This window comes from Streptomyces sp. LS-MS-L19 (assembly GCF_058382285.1).
The window spans coordinates 3,702,375-3,720,077 of the sequence record NZ_JBYCLL010000001.1 but is presented as its reverse complement, the minus strand read 5'-3'; the positions used below and the strand labels follow the sequence as shown (position 1 = coordinate 3,720,077).

Sequence of the window (17,703 nt, the reverse complement as noted above, 5' to 3'; positions counted from 1 at the left end):
TCTGCCGGCCTGGACGGAGCGGGGGGCGGTGTGAGCGGGCAGGCGGGGGCGGTCCGGCGTACGAGCTGCAGTGGGAGGCACCACGAGCTGTCGTCATCGACCTCCGTGCTAATCCCAAGTGTGTGCTCCAGCGTGGCTGTTTCGAGCTGGGGTTCGTGGACGGGTCGTGGATCGCGTTGGTGGCCTCGGTGCCGACGCACGCTGAGCCGTTTGCAGCGCAGGTGGGTGGCTGATAGATCCCCGAGTAAGGCCGAGAGGCCGAGCGACTCAATTCGCACTGGTATTACGGCGCTGTTTCCTCGGGCCTTTTCAACCATCGGCGCGAGTTTCTCGTGCAGCTTCCGCAGGTGACAGGTCGTACCAGGCCGCTTTTGAAACACCTGCACGGCGGCACCAAAACCGCGCCCGCGGTCTGGACCCGGGTCCGGCTCCTGGAACTCTGGGACATCATGGGTCCGGGCGGCCGGGTCGGCGTTCCTTGGCGTCCACACGGTCGCGAAGGCGACGCCGCTGAGGTTGCTCACTCGTCCTGCCAAGCCTTCGGCGGGGCCTGGATGGCGGCGTCGTGTTCAGAAGAGCCAGACGCCGAGAGCTGTGACTGCCAGGCCTACGGCCAGGAAAACAGCGGCCAGGATGGTGAGCGGAAGCAGTTGTGCCCGGCGGCGCGACGGGTCCAGTCCGCGCCAGGTGCTGAACGCCGCGTACGCCCCGATGAGGGCGATCGCGCAGCCGATCACCACGGCCACGAATCCGAAGACCTTGCTCAGTGTGAAGGGGTGGTCGGGGTTGGGAGTCCATACCGCCGCGAGGGTCATGTCGCTGAGGGTGCTCACTCGTCCTACTCGTCCTTCGTCAGGTCCTGGATGTCGGACTCGATGCCGGATCCAGCGGCGTAGACGCCCGTGTTGAGGGTGGTGCCGACAGTGTTCTTGAAGGTGCCGTCCGCGAGCTTCCCCCGGTCGCTGAGGTGTTCTCCACCGAGGCTGCCGTGTTGCTCCAGGGCATGGTTGACGCCGTGGTTCTGGGCGTTTCCGATGCCGCCCGTAGCGGCGTTCGCGAGGGCGTCCTGGCCGATCGTCGAGGAGTCCGCTCCTGCGATCGTGTCGGCCGTGTAGCCACCGGCGACGTTGCCGGCGGCGCCGTTGATGGTGGTGCCGAGAAGGCCGTCACCCCGCAGAATGTCGCCAACCCGGCCTGACACGCGGGCTCCCGCGGTCCCGGCGACCGCGGTGAACGCCGCTGTGCCGAGTGCGGCCCTGTAGCCGGTTGAGAGGTCATCTCCCACCGTCACCGGCTGCCCATGAACGGCCTGGTTCAGCATCAGGCTTCCCGAGTCCGCGGCGAAATTGGTCACGAAGCTCTCCAGTCCCGTCTTGGCGAATGTCGCGCTGATCCTTGCCGCGGTTGCGAGGCCCCGCTCCAAGGTGGCTGCGGTCTCGGCGCTGAGCCCCGTGAACCTCTCGAGGAGACTGCCCACCTTCTCCGCCGCCGCCGAGAACAGGCGCACCAGTTCCACGACCTTGGCCACCCGCTCAGCCACCGCCGTATTCGCCACCAGGTCCGAGATGAACCCGGTGAAGAACGACAGCGCGACCCCGGCGATCTCCATCTCGGCGATCTCGACGCAGATGTCGATGATCTCCTTGTTGATTCCGTCGATCTCGTCGGCGTAGGACCGCAGGCCGTCGGCTACGTGGTGGAAGTCGTCCGCGATCTGGCGGATGATCTGCTTCTGCTCGCCCCAGTGCTTCTCGAAGGCGTCCCGTGCGTCCCCGTGCCAGCCCTGCCGGTCGACTCCGGCGATCGCGGAGTCCACGGCCAGTACGACGTCCGTCAGTTCGGTGCCCATGACGTCCCAGGAACGGGCGATGGAGCGGAGCGTATCGCCGTCGCCGCCCGGGAGTTCCACGCCGGCCGCCTGGAGGATCTCCAGGACCTTGCCGTCGATCCAGCTGTTGACGCTCACGAACGGCCGCCCGAGGTGCCGGCCGCGGCATGCACGTAGCCGAGGGCGGTCTGGTCCGAGTTCGCGTAGTGGGTGGCGTTCAGCCGCAGGCGGTCGGCACCGCTCCTCAGTACGTCCGGCAGGTGGCCGAGCGCCTTCGCCGTGGTGTCCAACAACTGCCGGTACTTGTCCGCCGCCCCGTCGCAGATCCCGAGCAGCCCGAACGCCTCACCGATCTCGGCCGCGCTCCCCGAGAACGTCCTGATCGGCCCCGCAAGTCCGGTCGCCTCCCGGTCGAACCTGCCCGCCAGCTCCGTCAGCGTCTCGGGGTCCACCCCGAACTGCCCACCCATCCCACTCCCCGTTCGAAAGCCGTCGCAACGGCCAGCATCTCCGGGCGGGAGCCCTCCGGTAAGGAACTTTTACGTTTGCAAAGCAAGGGGTGGTGCACACTTTGCGCCGCTCTGACCTGCGCAATGCCTGCAGTGACGTCGCGTCTCAGACCTACTCTCGGGCATGCACGCTGCCGAGCAAGCCCCATACCAGGGCGACGACGTCCTCCGGGTGGGTCTTGAGTGGCCAGAGTGTCGGTTCTTGCCCTGTCGCCGTCAGCCCCCGCTGGTGTGTTGCCGGGCGCCATGACGCGAGGCAGCCCGGCACCGGAATGCCGACTGGCGGGGCTGCCCGACCGCCTACCTGACGTCGACGAAGTCGCCCGGTGCCGTTGCTGGGGCGGTGGTGGGGGTGCCGGTGAAGGTGTAGCGGTAGTAGCCGTCGGTTGTGGCCTTGGTGGTGGTTTTCAGGGCGCCGGTGCTGTTGGTCTTGATCGTCTTGAGGGTGGTGTAGGTGTTGCTGCCCTTCTTGCGGAACTGGAGCTTCACGGGCTGGGACACGTAGCCCGCGAACTTGCCCGTCGACCAGTTCGCTCGGGCGAGCTTGCCCGTGACCGTGATGGTCTTGCCCTTCTTGACCGGCTCGGGCGTCGCGTTGGCGGTCAGCGTGGAGGCCTTCTTGATCGAGGCGGTGGCCACGTCGTCGTTGTAGCTGGCGTTCGCGTACAGGTCCCAGGCGCCCAGGAACAGCTTCCACGTTCCGGCCACGCCGTTGTCCTTCATGTCGGTGGCGGGGTGGATGTTGAAGACGGCCTTGCAGGTGTACGTGCCCTGGGTCGCCGTTTCCGTGCAGTCGGGGTCGTCGTCCGTGCCCAGGCCGCCGGTGATGCCCTCCGTGGTCGAACTGTCCGTGCCCTGCCACAGGAAGGCCTCGGTGAGGGCGATGCCGTTCTGGTCCGTGGCGGTGTACGTGACGGTGACGGACTTCGTGCCGGTGGTACCGAGGACGATGTCCTTGCCCCCGTTGATGACCGCGTGGGAGAACTTGGTGTTGCCCAACGAGTCCCTCGGCTGCACGGACTTCGAGGTGAAGGAGCTGAGCTTTGTCTCCGCACCTGTCCGTTCAGTCGCCGCCTGGGCGGCCACCGGCAGAGCGAGCGCGGACAGGACGACGGCACCGGACACGGTGGCGGCCGCAACGCGTAGACGCATGAATCCCCCTACGGGAAACTGAAAGGTTCGCCCAAGTCCCCCCTTGGCCGCGCCTGTTGATCCCCGCACTATAGGGAGGCGGTTCGTAGTCGGTGAAGATCCTTTGGGTAAACAGTGCGTCTTTTGTCTTGCGTCTCGGATTGGTCCGAGACGCCCTTCAGCATGTGGGCTTCTTTGTCTCCACTGCCAGGCCCAGCACGTTGTGCCAGAGGTAGTGGGAGTCGCCGACGTGGTACTCGACCGTGATTCCGGCCATGTGTACGGCTGATGTCCCGGTGACCTGGAGGTGCAGGACCAGGTTGTTCGCGACCTTCGCGTTGGCCGGTTGGGGGGTAATGGTTGCTCCTACGGCCTTGCGGCGGTGGGGCCAGTCGATGCCGGGCTGGTCGCGTGCCTCTGGGGCCGGGGGCCAGCCGTAGCCGTAGCCGATCAGGGCGGTGGAGTTGGACACGATGACCGCTTCGGCCAGGCGTAGGCCACTTGCCTTCCTCAGCGTCACCTTGTCGATGACGGCGGGCTTGCTGCCGTAGTTGTGCAACTCGTCCCCACCGAACCAGGCGCTGCCGCCCTCCTTCTGCGGAATGCATTCCTCGCCCGATCCGGCAGCGGTGTAGTCGGGTCCGTTCAGGGGGCCGTCCGCCGAGGGGCCGTTACCGGGTGAGCCGCAACCTGACAGCAGCGCGGCGAGCAGGGGCAGCGTCGGGAGCGTGCGCCGTACGTTCATGGGGTGGGTCCGTTGTGGTGTGGCTTCTGCATGGGCTCCCTGCTGGCAAGCAACAGCAATTACTCGGCTGTGGGTTGGGTCGTTGGCGTTGGCCGCCCGCTTCTTCGCAGTGTCGTGTCTCCGCGGACTGCGTCAAGGGCGCTCCCTGCGGTCGCGTCGCCTGCGGCGATCGGGCTGTGCCCGACCCTTGACCCAGTCCGCTCCGGCACGGGGGAGAAGCGAGCGGGCGGCCCGGGGGATGGGTGGCCCAGGTGTGGCAGGGGGAGGTCCGCTTTCGGGTTGGTCGGGGTCTGGGGTGCGCGGTCGTGTTTCGTGGCCTACCCGTTGGGGTGGCGGCTTTCCGCCGGAAGGGTGCAGGTGGGGAGACCGGAGGTCTGGAGGCCGGCGCTGCTCAGGAGAAGTCCGCCGCCGTGATGCCGGCTGCGTGGCCGGGGGGCCATTCCACCAGTTCGATTCGGTAGCCGTCCGGGTCGGTCAGCCAGGAGGTTTTGGGGCCGTCGGGGCCGCCTGGGTGCTGGATCGGGCCCGGGGTCAGGCCTGCCTCGGTCAGCCGTACCAGCGTGTCTGTCAGGGTGTCGACCTGGATTGCCAGGTGGTCGAAGCCCGTGCCTACCTCGACGTGGCCGTCGGTCGGGCGGTGGACCAGTTCGAGGGAGGCGGACGGTTCGTCGGGGAAGCTGAGGAGCAAGAGGTTGCCTGCGTCGCCGGCTTCCACCCGGCCCAACTCCGCGTAGCCCAGCGCGGTGTAGAAGGCTAGCGAGCGGTCCAGATCGGTGACTCGGTAGGAGACGAAGAGCGTTTTCATGCGGTCTCCTCGGAGTGACGCACCCGGTAGCGCAGATGCGTGACGTCCCGGGCGTCGAGTCGCCGGACCAGGTCGAGTTCGATGTGGGCACCGCCCAGGCCGTCGAACAGGCGTCGGCCCTCGCCCAGGAGCACCGGAATCAGGTGGATCTCCATCTCGTCCAGGTGTCCGGCGCGCAGGAGTGCCTGGGCCGCCGACGCGCCGTGGACCATGACCGGGCGGTCCCCGGCGGCCTCGCGGGCCTGACGGGCGCAGTCGTCCACGTCGGTGACGAAGCGCGCGTGGCCGGGGGGTACGTCCCCGTCCTCCGCCCCGTGGGTGAGGACGAGGATCGGCACACCGTCGTGGTGGTCGCCTTGCCAGCGCTTGGCGAGTTCGAAGGTCCTGCGGCCGGAGATCAGCGCGCCCGTCGCCAGCGCCTCGCGGTACACCTGGCCGCTCGGGCCGTCGGACTCCCGGTCGTCGAGCCAGTTGAACAGCCGGCCACCGTCGCGTCCCAGCTCCTGGCCTGGTCGGTCGTCCGGGCCCGCGATGTAGCCGTCCAGCGACATCGACATGTACAGCCGAATCGGATTCCTCATCCGGGTCTCCCTCTCTCCTGCGTGACGTCTTCGTGACGTCACAAGGAAGACCTCAGGGCGCGAGTGAACTCATCGGTGCGGCGAGACGCGACGAGGCGTGAAGCGAGAGCTGTCGCTCAGATGCAGTTGAATCGAGAGCGGTCGCTCAGTTGCCGACCACCCCGTCATGCGTCACGCCGTCGACTTACTCCCCGTGGCACTCCCCATAAACCCGCCCCGAACCGCACCAGCACGCCGTCCCCCGCTGCGGCGGCCACTCCACCGCGCGGCCCCGGGCCGCCAGTGTCGTCGCGTACTGCGGGAGCAGGGCCGTGTCCGCGGGGGACGAACCCTCCGACGCCGCGAACGCCTCGTACGACGGGACCGTGCCCGAGACGATGCCCAGGTTCGGGGTGCCGGACGTGGAGAGTTCGCGCAGGGAGGCCTCTATGGTCGCCAGGTGGTCCTCGTGGGACGGGTACTCCGACTCCAGCGAGGGGTACGCCGTCAGGAGCTCCGAGAGTTCGGACGCCGGCCAGTGCAGGACCGCCACCGGGAACGGACGCGACAACGCCTCCCGGTACGTGCCGAGTTCGGCGCGCAGGCGGCTGATCTCCGCCTCCAGCTCCGCCGGGTTGTCCGAGCCGAGGGACCAGACGCGCTTCGGGTCGTGCAGCTCGTCCAGGGAGACCGGGGAGGAGTGGAGGGTGTCCGCCAGGGTGTCCCACTCGTCGTGGGCCAGGCCGAGCATCCTGCGGACGCGGTGACGGCCGAACAACAGAGGATGCGTGGAGTACGGCGGCTCCGCCACGTCCGTCAGGAGGACCCTCGCGCCCTCCGTGAACGTCTCCTGTGCCTGCTCCAGCTCGTCGTGGGACTCCAGGGCCTCCGCCACGATCACCCAGGGCGCCGGGTCCCGGGGAGCCGCCACGCGGACGCCCTCGATGATCGCGCGGGCCTCGGCCTCATGGCCGTACTCCCAGAGGTTCGCGGCCTTCAGGGCACGGACGAGAAACGGGTTCTCCAGGCCGTCCTGCGCGGCCAGCAGGCGGTCGTAGAGGGAGGACGCGGCGGGGCGGTCGCCGGCCAGTTCCAGATGGGCCGCGGCCTGCACGAGCAGGGCCTCGGCGTCCTCGGGGTACCGGTCGGCGGTCCGCTCCAGGCGTGCCGCTTCGGCGTTGTGGTCGACGTTCTCGGCAGGCGTGTCGGGGCGCATGGGGGACACCGTACTGCCGATCAGTGACAAAGGAGAGAGAGGTGCAGGCCAGGGGCCGGTTGGTGAAAACCGCCAGTCCCCGGCCCGCACCCGTGGACTCAGATCGTCACGCCGTCGATCTGCAGCGTCTGCACCGCCTTCGCCGCGAACGGCACCGCCACCGACTTCCCGCTCAGGAAGGTGTTCGAGTACGACGTGTACTTGTCGCCGCCCGTCGTCACCGTGTTCCAGCGCGGGACCAGGCCGCCCGAGCCGCCGGTCACCGTGGTGAAGCGGGACAGGTCGAAGGTCAGGGTCTGGGCCGAGGTCGAGGTGTTCAGGGCCACGATGACCAGGCGCTTGGCCGAGGAGTCGTAGGCCGCGACCGCGTTGCTCACGCCCGTGTCGAGGATCTTCATGCCGGGGCGGATGTGCCGGCTGAACTGGGCCAGCACGTAGTACTTCGTCTCGATCGCGCCGGCCTGGAGGGTGCTGCCGTCGTACTTGATCACTCCCCAGCCCGCCGTCGGGTCCATGACCTGCCAGTACACCCAGGCCGTGGGGTGCAGCCAGCGGAAGTCGTAGAGGAGGTTGAAGGCCGTGGTGTAGCCGGTGCCGTCGCCGTCGCCGGTCTCGGAGTTCCACAGCTTCTTGCCGGCCGTCGTGACGACGTCCGTGTACAACAAGTCCCTGCGGCCGCCCGAGCCCTGGTAGCCGTGCACGTTGACCTGGTTGACGTACCCCTTCGTGGTCGAGCTGAAGGAGTTCCAGGTGGTGCGGGCGAGGTCGTAGCTCGTCTCGTCCGAGGCCGAGATCTTCACGCCGGTCAGCCCGCGGTTGTTCAACTCGCTGCGCAGGTACGGCAGTACGGCCGACTGGACCGTCGCGTCCATGTGGCAGCCCTCCTGCGTGCCGGTCGCCGTCCACCAGGACGAGGAGGGCTCGTTGAAGGCGTCGACCGTCGAGAAGTTCACGCCCCAGTTGTTCTTGGCGTAGAGGGCCACCGAGGCGAGGTGGGAGGCGTGCTGGCGGTAGTTCCAGGACTGGAGGTTGTTGCCGCCGTCGGAGGCGCCGGAGGGGTTGTGGTTCAGGCACATCCACCACATGGGGGAGTTGGCGAACAGCTCCGAAGTGGCCCCGCGTGACGTCGCCTTCACCAGCATCGCCCGCTGGTTCGCGTCCGCCGTCCAGTCCCAGGCCGAGGAGGTCGGGTCCTCGTTGTTCCAGTCCTGCCAGTAGCCCTCGATCTGCTTGAAGGCGGGGATGTTGGCCGACGCCACCATCGACGAGCCGCCCACGGTGTTCCAGCTGCACGCGCCCAGGTTGTAGCGGGCGATGTTGAGGCCGAGGCCGGGCAGCGAAGTGCCGTTGTAGGTGGTCGACTTGGTGGTGAAGAAGATGTCGGCGAAGTCGTCCCGCGCGCCGAACACGTTGGCCCACCAGGCCAGCGAGGTGCCCCAGCCCTCCCAGGTGCCGTACGACGTCCCCGGGCTGACCGCGATCGTGGCGTCCGCGCGAGCGGTGCCGGTGGCCAGTGCGCTGCCGAGGAGGGTGCCTCCTGCGGCTGTCAGCAGCGTTCTGCGTCGGATCATTGCCACTCCGAACTCCGAGGGGCGACGCGGCGTCCCGCCTGCGTCGTGGCCCGTCCCGTTCTTGCCACGACGAAGCATCGGGTGTGGCCAGTGGGGTTGTCGAGAGTTCTGACATCCCTTTCTAAAACCAGTGGAGGAAGTTCGGTATCTCGGACGTGCGGGGTCCGTGAGTGTGTGGTGGGTGCCTGGCCCTGGTGACTTGAGGGCGCCGCCCCTATCGTGCGGCCGCATGCGGTCCCGCATCGTGCACCACGGCATCCGGCGCCGGCGCGCCCGGCGCCGCCGCGCGCTGTGGACCGGCGGCGAGGTCCTGGTGACCGTCGGGGTCGTCCTGCTGCTCCTCGTCGTCCACCAGCTGTGGTGGACCAACCGGCAGGCCCGGGAGGGCGCCCGGCACCAGGTCGAGGCGCTGGAGCGGGAGTGGGGCGAGGGCCAGGGCGACGACCGGAGCGCGGGTCAGGGACAGGACCCGGGCGGCGTCGGCACCACCACGTCCCCGCAGGACGGCGGCACACCCTCCGCCACGAAACCCCGGCGCACCACCAACTCCACGGCCACGCAGCCCACTCGGTCCCGGGCCTACGCCATCCTCACCGTCCCCCGCCTCCACCTCCGTGTCCCCGTCGCCGAGGGCGTCGGCAAGGAGAGCGTGCTCAACAAGGGGTACGTCGGTCACTACCCCGGCTCCGGACAGCCGGGCCAGGTCGGCAACTTCGCGCTCGCCGGGCACCGCAACACCCACGGCGAGCCCTTCCGGTACGTCAACCGCCTCGCGCCCGGGGACACCGTCGAGGTGGAGACCCGGAGCACGGTCTACACGTACGCCGTGGACCGGACCCTGCGCCAGACCTCGGCCCGCGACTCGGGAGTGATCCGCGCGATCCCGCGTTCGACGGTCCATCCCTCCTACGGCTACACCGCGCCCGGTCGCTTCATCACCCTCACCACCTGCACTCCCGAGTACACGTCCCGGTACCGGCTCGTGGTGTGGGGCAAGCTGGTCTCGACGCGACCGCGTTGAGCGGCAACCGACCTGCGGTGCCGCTCACCGCTCCCGCAGCGCCACCACGCTCGCCGCCGCCACCAGCGCCAGCCCCGCCGAGACCAGCATCGCCAGGTCCGCGCCGTGGGCCAGGCCGCTGCCCGACGACGTGGCGATGGCGATCGTCAGGGCGACTCCGGCGCAGGAGCCGATGTACCGGAAGGTCTGCTGGGCGCCCGAGCCCATCGCCGCCCGGGCCGCTGGGACGGACTCCACCGCGAGCAGCGGGAGCGCCGCGTTCAGCAGGCCGCTGCCCACGCCGGCGATCAGCAGACCCGGCAGCAGCCGTACCCAGGATCCCGCGTCGAGCGAGCCCAGCATGGTCAGGACGCCGGCCGCGTGCAGCAGGAAGCCGAGGGCGAGTTGCCACCGCGGCGGCACCCGGCCCGCGAGGCGCCTGACCTGGAGGGCGACCGCGAAGGACAGGCCGGACCACAGGAGGAAGAGCCAGGCCGTGTGCATCGCGCTCATGCCGAGGGTCTGCTGGAGGAGGGCCGGCAGGAAGCTGAACAGGCCGATCACCGCGAACCCCGTGAACAGGCCGCCGGAGGAGGAGGCGAGGAAACGGCGGTGGCGGAGCAGGCCCAGGTCGATCATCGGGGTCGCCGAGCGCCGCTCCACCACGGCGAACAGGGCCAGCAGGGCGACGGACGCCAGCAACAGCAGGGCCACCGGCGCCCGGAGCCAGCCGTCCCGGCCCAGTGTCAGCGCCGCCACCAGGGCGACCAGGGCCAGCCCGAAGGTCACGGCGCCCGGGAGGTCGGGGCGCCCGCCGCGCGGGGCCCGGGACTCCGACAGCAGGCGTGCGGACAGGGCGGCCACGAGCACGGCGGCGGCGCCGAGAACGCCGTACGACACTCTCCAGCTCGGCAGCGCGCCGCTCAGCAGCGGGCCGACCGCGATGCCGCCGCTCACGAACGCGCCCCAGACGCCGGTGGCGTGCAGGCGGCCTCTCGGTGAGGGGAACGCGTGGACGATCAGGCCCAGGCTGCTCGCCAGGAGGGCCGCGCTGGCCGCGCCCTGGGCGATCCGGGCCAGGGTGAACAGCCAGGTGGAGGAGGTCAGCGCGCCGAGGGCGGTGGTCAGGCCGAGTGCCAGGGTGCCCGCGACGAAGATCCGGCGGCGGCCGTAGTCGTCGGCGAGGCTGCCGGCGACCAGGAGGAGGGCGGCGAGGCCGAGCGGGGTGCCGTTCAGGAGCCAGGCCTGGGCGGAGAGCGGGGTGTGCAGGTCGGCGGCGACGTCGGGGAGCGTGACCATCGGCGCGGTGTACGTCATCAGGGCCACGGCGGTGGCGGCGCTGGTCAGGGCGAGGGTGGCGCGGGGGCGGGCCGACGACTCGGGGGTGGTCGCCGGCCGCTTCACCTCGGCGAGAGTTCGTTCATTGAACCTTGGCATGCGGACGACCGTAGCAGAGTGAGTTCGGTCATTGAACCCATGGCGGGAAAATGGTTACAGTGGGCGTCATGGCACTGGGCAAGGACTACGCGACACAGGAATGCTCGATCGCCCGCGCGCTGGAGATCGTCGGCGAACGCTGGACCCTGCTCGTCGTCCGCGACGCCCTCTACGGCGTCCGGCGCTACAACGACTTCCTGGTCCACCTCGGCATCCCGCGCGCGGTCCTCGCCGCCCGCCTCCAGATGCTCACCGAGGAGGGCATCCTCGAAAAGCGCCGGTACCAGGAGTCCCCGCCCCGCGACGAGTACGTGATCACCGACCGCGGCGCCGCCCTGTGGCCGACCCTGCGCACCCTCAGCCGCTGGGGCCGCGAGCACCACGGCGGCAGCGTGCTCCTCGTCTTCCAGCACGCCGACTGCGGCACCGAACTCGGCTCCTACGGCGAATGCCCCGCCTGCGCCACCGTCGTACCGGTCGAGGACGTCCTCATGCTCCCGGGCCCCGGCCTCGACCCCGACCCCCCGAACCCGGTCAGTCGGGCCCTGCGCAAGCCGAAGAGGCTCTTGCAGCCCCTCGTGGTCGATCAGGTATAACCGGAGGAGGATTCGTCGGCTTCGGGAGAGAGGGAGTGGCCATGCGCCGCAGCTGGACGTCGGTGCGTCCCGCCGCCGTGCTGCTGCTCCTCGTCCTCGACGTCGTTCTGCTCGACACCGGCAGCCTCTCCGCCGCCGTCGCGCTCGCCGCGACCGCCGCGGCCGGCTCCGCCTTCGCCGCCTGCTCGCTGCTCGCCTCGCGCTGCGCGCCCGCCGTGCCGCCCACCCGGGTCCGTACGGCCATCCGCGACCGGGACCGCCGTACGGCCTTCCTCCCCCAGCGCGACCCCGACGCCAAGGGCCGCCCCCGCCCCCGAGCCCCCGGTCACGCCCTCCGGACGACCACCGCGTAGGGCCTCACCTCTGTAGCAGTGCGCCCGCGCGGGTCGTCATGCCGCCCTCACCACCACCGGCACGACGAGACCCCCGGAGGGCTCACCCATGTCTGTCTTCGCCGACCTGGTCCAGCACCTGGCCGACCTGCTCCATCCCCTCTTCGGCGCCACCGCGGCCGCCGCCGCGATCGTCCTGTTCACCGCTTTCGTACGACTGCTCGTGCACCCCCTGTCCCGCGCCGCCGCCCGCGGCCAGAAGGCCCGCACCCGGCTTCAGCCGAAGATCGCCGAGCTGCGGAAGAAGCACAAGGACAGCCCCGAGAAGCTCCAGAAGGCGGTGATGGCGCTGCACGCGGAGGAGAAGGTCTCGCCGCTCTCCGGCTGTCTGCCCGGCCTGCTCCAGATGCCCGCCTTCTTCCTGCTGTACCACCTCTTCTCCAACACCACGATCGGCGGCCGGGCCAACGCCCTGCTGGGCCACGAGCTGTTCGCCGCACCGCTCGGCGGGCGCTGGGCGGACGCGCTCGGGGACGGCGGGTTGTTCGGGGGAGCCGGGCTCGTCTACGTCTGCCTGTTCACGTTCGTGATCCTGGTGGCGACCTTCAACTACCGCCGTACCAAGCGGATGATGGCCGCGAACCCGGTCCTTCCGGTGTCGGACGGCCAGCCGGTGCCCGGTGCCGGCGCGGTGGGCAGGTTCATGCCGTACATGTCCTTCTTCACCCTGTTCACCGTGGCGGTGGTGCCGCTCGCCGCCGCGCTGTACGTGGTGACCAGTTCGACGTGGGCCGCGGTCGAGAGGGCCGTCCTCTACCGCTGACCGGCGCGGTGACGGTCCAGTCCGTGAACCGGGTATTGCGGAGCGGACGGTGACCTTGGAGGATCGACCAGTCATCCGATGGCTGCACCCGTCGGAGGGCGCCCCGCGATCGAGGGAGAAAGTGACCATGAAGCTGCTGCGAGTCGGAACGCCGGGATCGGAGACGCCCGCCCTGCTGGACGCCGACGGGGTCCTGCGGGACCTGTCCGGTGTCGTGGACGACATCGACGGGACGCTGCTCGCCGACGACGCGGCACTCGGCCGGGTCCGCGCGGCCGCGGAGTCCGGGGACCTGCCGGAGCTCGACGCGACCGGGCTGCGGGTCGGGCCGCCGCTCGCACGCATCGGCAAGATCGTCTGCATCGGGCTCAACTACCACGACCACGCCCGCGAGACCGGGGCCGAGCCGCCCGCCGAGCCGGTGATCTTCTTCAAGGCCGCGGACACGGTGGTGGGCCCGTACGACACGGTCCTCGTGCCCCGGAAGTCGGAGAAGACCGACTGGGAGGTCGAGCTGGCGGTCGTCATCGGGCGTACGGCCCGGTATCTGGAGTCCGCCGAGGAGGCGCTCGCCCATGTCGCCGGGTACGCGGTGTCGCACGACGTGTCCGAGCGGGAGTTCCAGATCGAGCGCGGCGGGACGTGGGACAAGGGGAAGAACTGCGAGACGTTCAACCCGCTCGGGCCGTGGCTGGTGACGGCGGACGAGGCGGGCGATCCCCAGGACCTCTCGCTGAAGCTGTGGGTCAACGGGGAGCTGAAGCAGGACGGGACGACCGCCGAGCAGATCTTCCCCGTGGGGGAAGTGGTGCGGTACGTCAGCCACTTCATGACCCTGTACCCCGGTGACGTCATCAACACCGGTACGCCGGCGGGGGTGGCGCTGGGTGAGCCCGAGCCCAAGCCGTACTTGCGGGCGGGAGATGTGGTGGAGCTGGAGATCTCCGGACTCGGGCGTCAGCGCCAGGAGCTCAAGAACGCCTAGGGCGACCCTTTCACCTCAGTAGTGCCGCCAGCCTGCGCCAGGCCTCCCTCGGGAGGTCGTAGCGCGGGCCTCCGTCCACCACCTGGAGGGCCACGTGGTCCGCGCCCGCGGCGAGGTACTCGTCGATGCGGGCGCGGATCCGCTCCTCCGTGCCCCAGGCGTACACCGCGTCGACCAGGCGGTCGCTGCCGCCGTCCTTCAGGTCGTCCTCCGTGAAGCCGTTGCGGAGGAAGTTGTTGGTGTAGTTGGGCAGGCCCAGGTATATGGCGAGGTAGTCGCGGGCCAGGGTGCGGGCCCTCGTGGGGTCGGACTCCAGGACCACCTTCAGCTCCGGAGCCAACAGCGGCCCCTCGCCGAGGAGTTCACGGGACTTCGCCGTCTGCTCCGCGCTGATCAGGTACGGGATCGAACCGGCCGCGCGGTCCCGGGCGAGCTCGATGGTCTTCGGGCCCAGCGCCGCGAGGAGACGGCCCTCCGCCGGGACTCCCGCCGCGTCGAGCGCGTCCAGGTAGTCGACCAGGGCGGAGTAGGGCCGCCGGTACTGCTCGGCGAGCTTGGCGTGGCTGACGCCGAGGCCCAGGGCGAAGCGCCCGGGGTGGGCCTTGTCGAGCTCGGCGTACGCGGCCGCGGCGGTCCCGGCGTCGTACTGCCAGATGCTCTGGATGCTGGTGCCGACCACGATCCGGGAGGTCGCCTCGACCAGCGGGACGGCGTGGTGGGTGGCGCTGCTGCCGCCGAGCCAGAGGGCGCCGAAGCCCAGTTCCTCCAACTCGGCCGCCGTCTCGGCGAGTTCGCCTCGGCGTTCCGGCTCCTCGGAGCGCAGGCCGCCGCCGTTCCAGATGCCGTACCGTCCGACGGATTGCTTCAGGTGGCTCACAGGGGTCCCTCCGGTCGACATACCGCTGCACGGGTGCCAACCGGAGAGACAGTCCGGATCTTCCCGTCAGCCGCCCTGACCCAGGAACTGTTCCAGCGCCTCCACGACGAACCGGTGGTCCTGGAGTTGGGGCAGCCCCGACACCGTCACCGTGCCGACGACGCCCACGCCCTCGACCGTGACGGGGAAGGAGCCGCCGTGGGCCGCGTACGTGTCGGGGTCGAGGCGCGAGGACTCCTCGAAGCTGCTGCCCTTGGCGCGGAAGCGGGCGCCGACGAGGTAGGAGGCGGAGCCGTAGCGCTCCACGACCCGGCGCTTGCGGTCGATCCAGGCGTCGTTGTCCGGGGTGGAGCCCGGCAGGGCCGCGTGGAAGAGCTGCTGGCCGCCGCGGTGGATGTCGATGGCCACCGGCGCCTGCCGCTCCCGGGCCATGTCGACCAGGAGCGAGCCCAGCGCCCAGGCGTCCTCGTAGGTGAACTGCCGGAAGACCAGGCGGCGTTCCTGCGCCTCCAGCTCCTCCAGGGGCGGGGTGAGTTCCGGGTGGAACTTCGGGGTCAGCTCGGTGTTGTGCGTCACAGCTCCACCGCCACTCCGTCGCGGGCCGAACGGCGCGCCGCCTCCAGTACGTCGAGGGCGGCGGCCGCCTCCAGCGCGGTCACCGGGTTGGTGCCGCCCTCGGAAAGGGCCCTGGCCACGGCCGCATAGTAAGCGGGGTAGTCGCCGGGCAGGGTGGGGACGGGGCTGCCGCCGCCGGTCACGGGGGACTCACCGGCACCCAGCCGGCCCCACAGCGACTCCGGCTCGCGGCCCCATTCGGCCGCCGTGCCGGGCCGCTCGCCCTCCCTCAGCGCCGCCTCCTGCGGGTCGAGGCCGTACTTCACATAGCCCGCCTTCGAGCCCAGGACCCGGAAACGGGGGCCGAGTTGGGCGGTGGTGGCGGAGACGTAGAGGTGGGAGCGGACGCCGCTCGCGTGGGTGATCGCGAGGAACGTGTCGTCGTCGATCGAGGCGCCCGGGCGGCGGATGTCCGTCTCGGCGTACACCGAGGCGGCGGGGCCGAAGAGGGTCAGGGCCTGGTCGACGACATGGCTGCCGAGGTCGTAGAGCAGACCTCCGATCTCTGCGGGGGCGCCGGACTCGCGCCAGCCGCCCTTCGGCTGCGGCCGCCAGCGCTCGAAACGGGACTCGAAGCGCCACACGTCGCCGAGTTCGCCCTCGTCGAGCAGCTTGCGCAGGGTCAGGAAGTCGTTGTCCCAGCGGCGGTTCTGGAAGACGGAGAGCAGCAGACCGCGCTCCTCGGCGAGGGCGGCGAGCTCGCGGGCCTCGGCGGCCGTGCCGGCGATCGGCTTGTCGACCACGACGGGCAGACCGGCCCTCAGGGCGGTGCCGGCGAGCGGGACGTGCGTCTTGTTGGGTGACGCGACGACGATCAGGTCCAGGTCGGCGGCGCGTGCGAAGAGCTCGTCGGTGTCGGCGACGGTACGGACGTCCGGGAACTCGGCGCGGGCCTGTGCCTGCCGCTCGGGGTTCGAGGTGACCACCGTGTCGAGGGTGAGGCCCTCGGTGGCGGCGATCAGCGGGGCGTGGAAGACGGAGCCCGCGAGGCCGTACCCGACGAGGCCCACGCGGAGGTCAGCAGCAGTCATGGGTCCCACTTTGGCAACGCTGTTGCCAAAGTGCAAGCGGCGAGGACAATGGGCGGCGTGAACACGGTCAGCGGTGAGAGGTCGGGTGCGGTGGGCGGCGGGGGCTTGCGGGGTGTGGACGGGGGCGTCAATCTGCCGGCCCTGCGCAGCCACAACACCGCGCTCGTGCTGGATCTGCTGCGGCGGGCGGGCGCCGAGGGGATCAGCCGGCTGGAACTCGCCGAGCGCACCGGGCTGACCCCACAGGCCGTCAGCAAGATCACCGGCCGGCTCCGGGACGAGGGCCTCGCGGCCGAGGCGGGCCGCCGGGCGTCGACGGGCGGCAAGCCGCGGACCGTACTGCGCCTGGTACCGGAGGCGGGCCACGCGGTGGGCGTCCACCTGGACCGGGACGCGCTGAGGCTGGTCCTGGTGAACCTCGCGGGCACGGTGGTGGGGGAGCGGTCCGTGCCGCTGGACCTGGGCGCGGGGGCGGAGGCGGTGGTGACGGCGGTCGCGGGGGAGGCGGCGGCGCTGGTGGGCGCGGGCGGGGGGCGGCCGGGGGGCGGTGAAACGGGCGACCGCGCTCCCGCGCTCGGGGCTCAGCTCGGTGTTGCCGGTCATGCTCCCGGGCTCGGGGCTCAGTCCGGTGTCGCCGGTCATGCTCCCGCGCTCGGGGCTCAGTCCGGTGTCGCCGGTCATGCTCCCGGGCTCGGGGCTCAGTCCGGTGTTGCCGGTCATGCTGCCGGGCTCGGGGCTCAGTCCGGTGTTGCCGGTCATGCTGCCGGGCTCGGGGCTCAGTCCGGTGTTGCCGGTCATGCTCCCGGGCTCGGGGCTCAGCTCGGTGTCGCCGGTCATGCTCCCGCGCTCGGGGGTCAGCCCGGGGGCGCCAGCCATGCTCCCGTGCTCGGGCCCGGCGTCTCCGATGGTGCCGTTGCGTCCGGGCCCGGGACTGGGCCCGGCCTGTCGGTCGGGGTTCTCGGGCTCGGCGTAGCCCTCCCCGGCCCCCTCGATCACGCGCGGGGCGTGCTGCATCGCGTCACCGGGTTTCCCGAGTGGGACGGGTTCCCGCTGCGGGACGCGCTCCGGGGGCGGCTCGGGGTGCCCGTCGTGGTCGACAAGGACACCAACGCGGCGGCGCTCGGGCTGGCCGTCGCCGGGGAGCGTGGCTCGTTCGCCTACCTGCACCTCGGTACCGGGCTGGGCGCCGGGCTCGTCATCGACGGAACCGTGCGGCGCGGCGCCCGCACCGGGGCCGGGGAGTTCGGGCACCAGGTCGTCCACCTCGACGGGCCGCCCTGCGACTGCGGCGACCGCGGCTGTGTCGAGGCGCTCTGCCTCGCGGCCGTGGCCCGCGGCGACCTCGCCGAAGCGGCCCGGGTCCTCGGCATCGCGGCCGGCAACCTCGTCGCCCTGCTCGACATCGACCTGGTCCTGCTGGGCGGCCGTACCGTCGCCACCGACCCGGACGCGTTCCTACGAGGCGTCGGAGCCGTCCTCGACGAGCGCGCCCGCCGCGCGGGCGGGCCGGCGGTCCCCGTACGGACCGCGCCCGGAGACATCGCCGAGGGAGCGGCCCAGCTGGTCCTGGCCCCCCTCTTCGGCAGGGCGGACGTCTGACGGCGACGGTCGGCCGATCGGGCGGTCTCCCGGGACCGTTCGA

The 17,703-nt window shown here is 70.8% G+C and carries 19 protein-coding genes; 6 read left to right on the top strand and 13 right to left on the bottom strand.

Annotation, left to right across the window (positions count from 1 at the left end):
• Positions 1-569: 569 nt before the first annotated feature.
• From AC2XR2_RS16380 to AC2XR2_RS16340, 9 genes are all read right to left on the bottom strand, one after another.
• A complete protein-coding gene (locus AC2XR2_RS16380; RefSeq protein WP_491515432.1) occupies positions 570-833 on the bottom strand; it encodes a hypothetical protein in 264 nt (87 codons plus the stop codon).
• A 5-nt stretch (positions 834-838) separates the two neighbouring features.
• Positions 839-1,966, bottom strand: coding sequence for a WXG100 family type VII secretion target (locus tag AC2XR2_RS16375; protein ID WP_491515431.1), 1,128 nt, complete (start codon positions 1,964-1,966; stop codon positions 839-841).
• A complete protein-coding gene (locus tag AC2XR2_RS16370) occupies positions 1,963-2,298 on the bottom strand; it encodes a type VII secretion target (RefSeq protein ID WP_491515430.1) in 336 nt (111 codons plus the stop codon). The genes AC2XR2_RS16375 and AC2XR2_RS16370 overlap by 4 nt, the downstream gene beginning before the upstream one ends.
• Before the next feature lie 339 nt (positions 2,299-2,637).
• The gene (locus AC2XR2_RS16365) at positions 2,638-3,489 is read right to left on the bottom strand and encodes a hypothetical protein (protein ID WP_491515429.1); all 852 of its coding nucleotides are present in this window, start codon (positions 3,487-3,489) and stop codon (positions 2,638-2,640) included.
• 157 nt (positions 3,490-3,646) lie between these two features.
• Positions 3,647-4,213, bottom strand: a complete 567-nt coding sequence (locus AC2XR2_RS16360) for a hypothetical protein (RefSeq protein WP_491515428.1) — start codon at positions 4,211-4,213, stop codon at positions 3,647-3,649.
• A gap of 391 nt (positions 4,214-4,604) precedes the next feature.
• A complete protein-coding gene (locus AC2XR2_RS16355; RefSeq protein ID WP_491515427.1) occupies positions 4,605-5,018 on the bottom strand; it encodes a VOC family protein in 414 nt (137 codons plus the stop codon).
• Positions 5,015-5,599: a dihydrofolate reductase family protein gene (locus AC2XR2_RS16350; RefSeq protein WP_491515426.1), complete on the bottom strand. Its 585-nt coding sequence runs from the start codon at positions 5,597-5,599 to the stop codon at positions 5,015-5,017. The genes AC2XR2_RS16355 and AC2XR2_RS16350 overlap by 4 nt, the downstream gene beginning before the upstream one ends.
• Positions 5,600-5,783: 184 nt before the next feature.
• The gene (locus AC2XR2_RS16345) at positions 5,784-6,794 is read right to left on the bottom strand and encodes an SEC-C metal-binding domain-containing protein (RefSeq protein WP_381306327.1); all 1,011 of its coding nucleotides are present in this window, start codon (positions 6,792-6,794) and stop codon (positions 5,784-5,786) included.
• A gap of 98 nt (positions 6,795-6,892) precedes the next feature.
• Positions 6,893-8,365 (bottom strand): glycoside hydrolase, encoded by a 1,473-nt coding sequence (locus AC2XR2_RS16340; RefSeq protein ID WP_356461028.1) that lies wholly within the window; start codon positions 8,363-8,365, stop codon positions 6,893-6,895.
• 229 nt (positions 8,366-8,594) lie between these two features.
• Here AC2XR2_RS16340 and AC2XR2_RS16335 point away from each other — a divergent pair, with 229 nt between their 5' ends.
• The gene (locus AC2XR2_RS16335; protein ID WP_491515425.1) at positions 8,595-9,386 is read left to right on the top strand and encodes a class E sortase; all 792 of its coding nucleotides are present in this window, start codon (positions 8,595-8,597) and stop codon (positions 9,384-9,386) included.
• A gap of 24 nt (positions 9,387-9,410) precedes the next feature.
• On the opposite strand, the gene AC2XR2_RS16330 is transcribed toward AC2XR2_RS16335, so the two are convergent.
• A complete protein-coding gene (locus AC2XR2_RS16330) occupies positions 9,411-10,802 on the bottom strand; it encodes an MFS transporter (protein WP_491515424.1) in 1,392 nt (463 codons plus the stop codon).
• A gap of 68 nt (positions 10,803-10,870) precedes the next feature.
• Here AC2XR2_RS16330 and AC2XR2_RS16325 point away from each other — a divergent pair, with 68 nt between their 5' ends.
• From AC2XR2_RS16325 to AC2XR2_RS16310, 4 genes are all read left to right on the top strand, one after another.
• On the top strand, positions 10,871-11,398 hold the full coding sequence (locus tag AC2XR2_RS16325) for a winged helix-turn-helix transcriptional regulator (RefSeq protein ID WP_381306335.1): 528 nt from the start codon (positions 10,871-10,873) through the stop codon (positions 11,396-11,398).
• A gap of 41 nt (positions 11,399-11,439) precedes the next feature.
• Positions 11,440-11,751 (top strand): DUF6412 domain-containing protein, encoded by a 312-nt coding sequence (locus AC2XR2_RS16320; protein ID WP_330266690.1) that lies wholly within the window; start codon positions 11,440-11,442, stop codon positions 11,749-11,751.
• A gap of 88 nt (positions 11,752-11,839) precedes the next feature.
• Positions 11,840-12,553, top strand: coding sequence for a YidC/Oxa1 family membrane protein insertase (locus AC2XR2_RS16315; RefSeq protein ID WP_381306339.1), 714 nt, complete (start codon positions 11,840-11,842; stop codon positions 12,551-12,553).
• Between the two features lie 127 nt (positions 12,554-12,680).
• Positions 12,681-13,538: a fumarylacetoacetate hydrolase family protein gene (locus tag AC2XR2_RS16310; protein WP_491515423.1), complete on the top strand. Its 858-nt coding sequence runs from the start codon at positions 12,681-12,683 to the stop codon at positions 13,536-13,538.
• A gap of 10 nt (positions 13,539-13,548) precedes the next feature.
• On the opposite strand, the gene AC2XR2_RS16305 is transcribed toward AC2XR2_RS16310, so the two are convergent.
• The 3 genes from AC2XR2_RS16305 to AC2XR2_RS16295 form a co-directional block, all read right to left on the bottom strand.
• Positions 13,549-14,406 carry an LLM class F420-dependent oxidoreductase gene (locus tag AC2XR2_RS16305; protein ID WP_449349692.1) on the bottom strand — a complete coding sequence of 286 codons (858 nt, stop codon included), beginning with the start codon at positions 14,404-14,406 and terminating at the stop codon, positions 13,549-13,551.
• Positions 14,407-14,481: 75 nt separating this feature from the next.
• The gene (locus AC2XR2_RS16300) at positions 14,482-14,991 is read right to left on the bottom strand and encodes a heme-degrading domain-containing protein (RefSeq protein WP_381306344.1); all 510 of its coding nucleotides are present in this window, start codon (positions 14,989-14,991) and stop codon (positions 14,482-14,484) included.
• On the bottom strand, positions 14,988-16,061 hold the full coding sequence (locus AC2XR2_RS16295) for a Gfo/Idh/MocA family protein (protein WP_491515422.1): 1,074 nt from the start codon (positions 16,059-16,061) through the stop codon (positions 14,988-14,990). The genes AC2XR2_RS16300 and AC2XR2_RS16295 overlap by 4 nt, the downstream gene beginning before the upstream one ends.
• Before the next feature lie 57 nt (positions 16,062-16,118).
• Between AC2XR2_RS16295 and AC2XR2_RS16290 the strand changes: the two genes are divergently transcribed.
• A complete protein-coding gene (locus AC2XR2_RS16290; protein ID WP_491515421.1) occupies positions 16,119-17,660 on the top strand; it encodes an ROK family transcriptional regulator in 1,542 nt (513 codons plus the stop codon).
• The last annotated feature ends 43 nt before the right edge of the window (positions 17,661-17,703 follow it).

Bases quoted from the DNA above. Each gene is read 5' to 3' on its own strand.
- AC2XR2_RS16320 (WP_330266690.1), top strand. From the start codon at position 11,440: ATGCGCCGCAGCTGGACGTCGGTGCGTCCCGCCGCCGTGCTGCTGCTC.
- AC2XR2_RS16345 (WP_381306327.1), bottom strand. From the start codon at position 6,794: ATGCGCCCCGACACGCCTGCCGAGAACGTCGACCACAACGCCGAAGCG.
- AC2XR2_RS16350 (WP_491515426.1), bottom strand. From the start codon at position 5,599: ATGAGGAATCCGATTCGGCTGTACATGTCGATGTCGCTGGACGGCTAC.
- AC2XR2_RS16360 (WP_491515428.1), bottom strand. From the start codon at position 4,213: ATGAACGTACGGCGCACGCTCCCGACGCTGCCCCTGCTCGCCGCGCTG.
- AC2XR2_RS16335 (WP_491515425.1), top strand. From the start codon at position 8,595: ATGCGGTCCCGCATCGTGCACCACGGCATCCGGCGCCGGCGCGCCCGG.
- AC2XR2_RS16365 (WP_491515429.1), bottom strand. From the start codon at position 3,489: ATGCGTCTACGCGTTGCGGCCGCCACCGTGTCCGGTGCCGTCGTCCTG.
- AC2XR2_RS16330 (WP_491515424.1), bottom strand. From the start codon at position 10,802: ATGCCAAGGTTCAATGAACGAACTCTCGCCGAGGTGAAGCGGCCGGCG.
- AC2XR2_RS16370 (WP_491515430.1), bottom strand. From the start codon at position 2,298: ATGGGTGGGCAGTTCGGGGTGGACCCCGAGACGCTGACGGAGCTGGCG.
- AC2XR2_RS16295 (WP_491515422.1), bottom strand. From the start codon at position 16,061: ATGACTGCTGCTGACCTCCGCGTGGGCCTCGTCGGGTACGGCCTCGCG.
- AC2XR2_RS16325 (WP_381306335.1), top strand. From the start codon at position 10,871: ATGGCACTGGGCAAGGACTACGCGACACAGGAATGCTCGATCGCCCGC.
- AC2XR2_RS16315 (WP_381306339.1), top strand. From the start codon at position 11,840: ATGTCTGTCTTCGCCGACCTGGTCCAGCACCTGGCCGACCTGCTCCAT.
- AC2XR2_RS16355 (WP_491515427.1), bottom strand. From the start codon at position 5,018: ATGAAAACGCTCTTCGTCTCCTACCGAGTCACCGATCTGGACCGCTCG.
- AC2XR2_RS16340 (WP_356461028.1), bottom strand. From the start codon at position 8,365: ATGATCCGACGCAGAACGCTGCTGACAGCCGCAGGAGGCACCCTCCTC.
- AC2XR2_RS16310 (WP_491515423.1), top strand. From the start codon at position 12,681: ATGAAGCTGCTGCGAGTCGGAACGCCGGGATCGGAGACGCCCGCCCTG.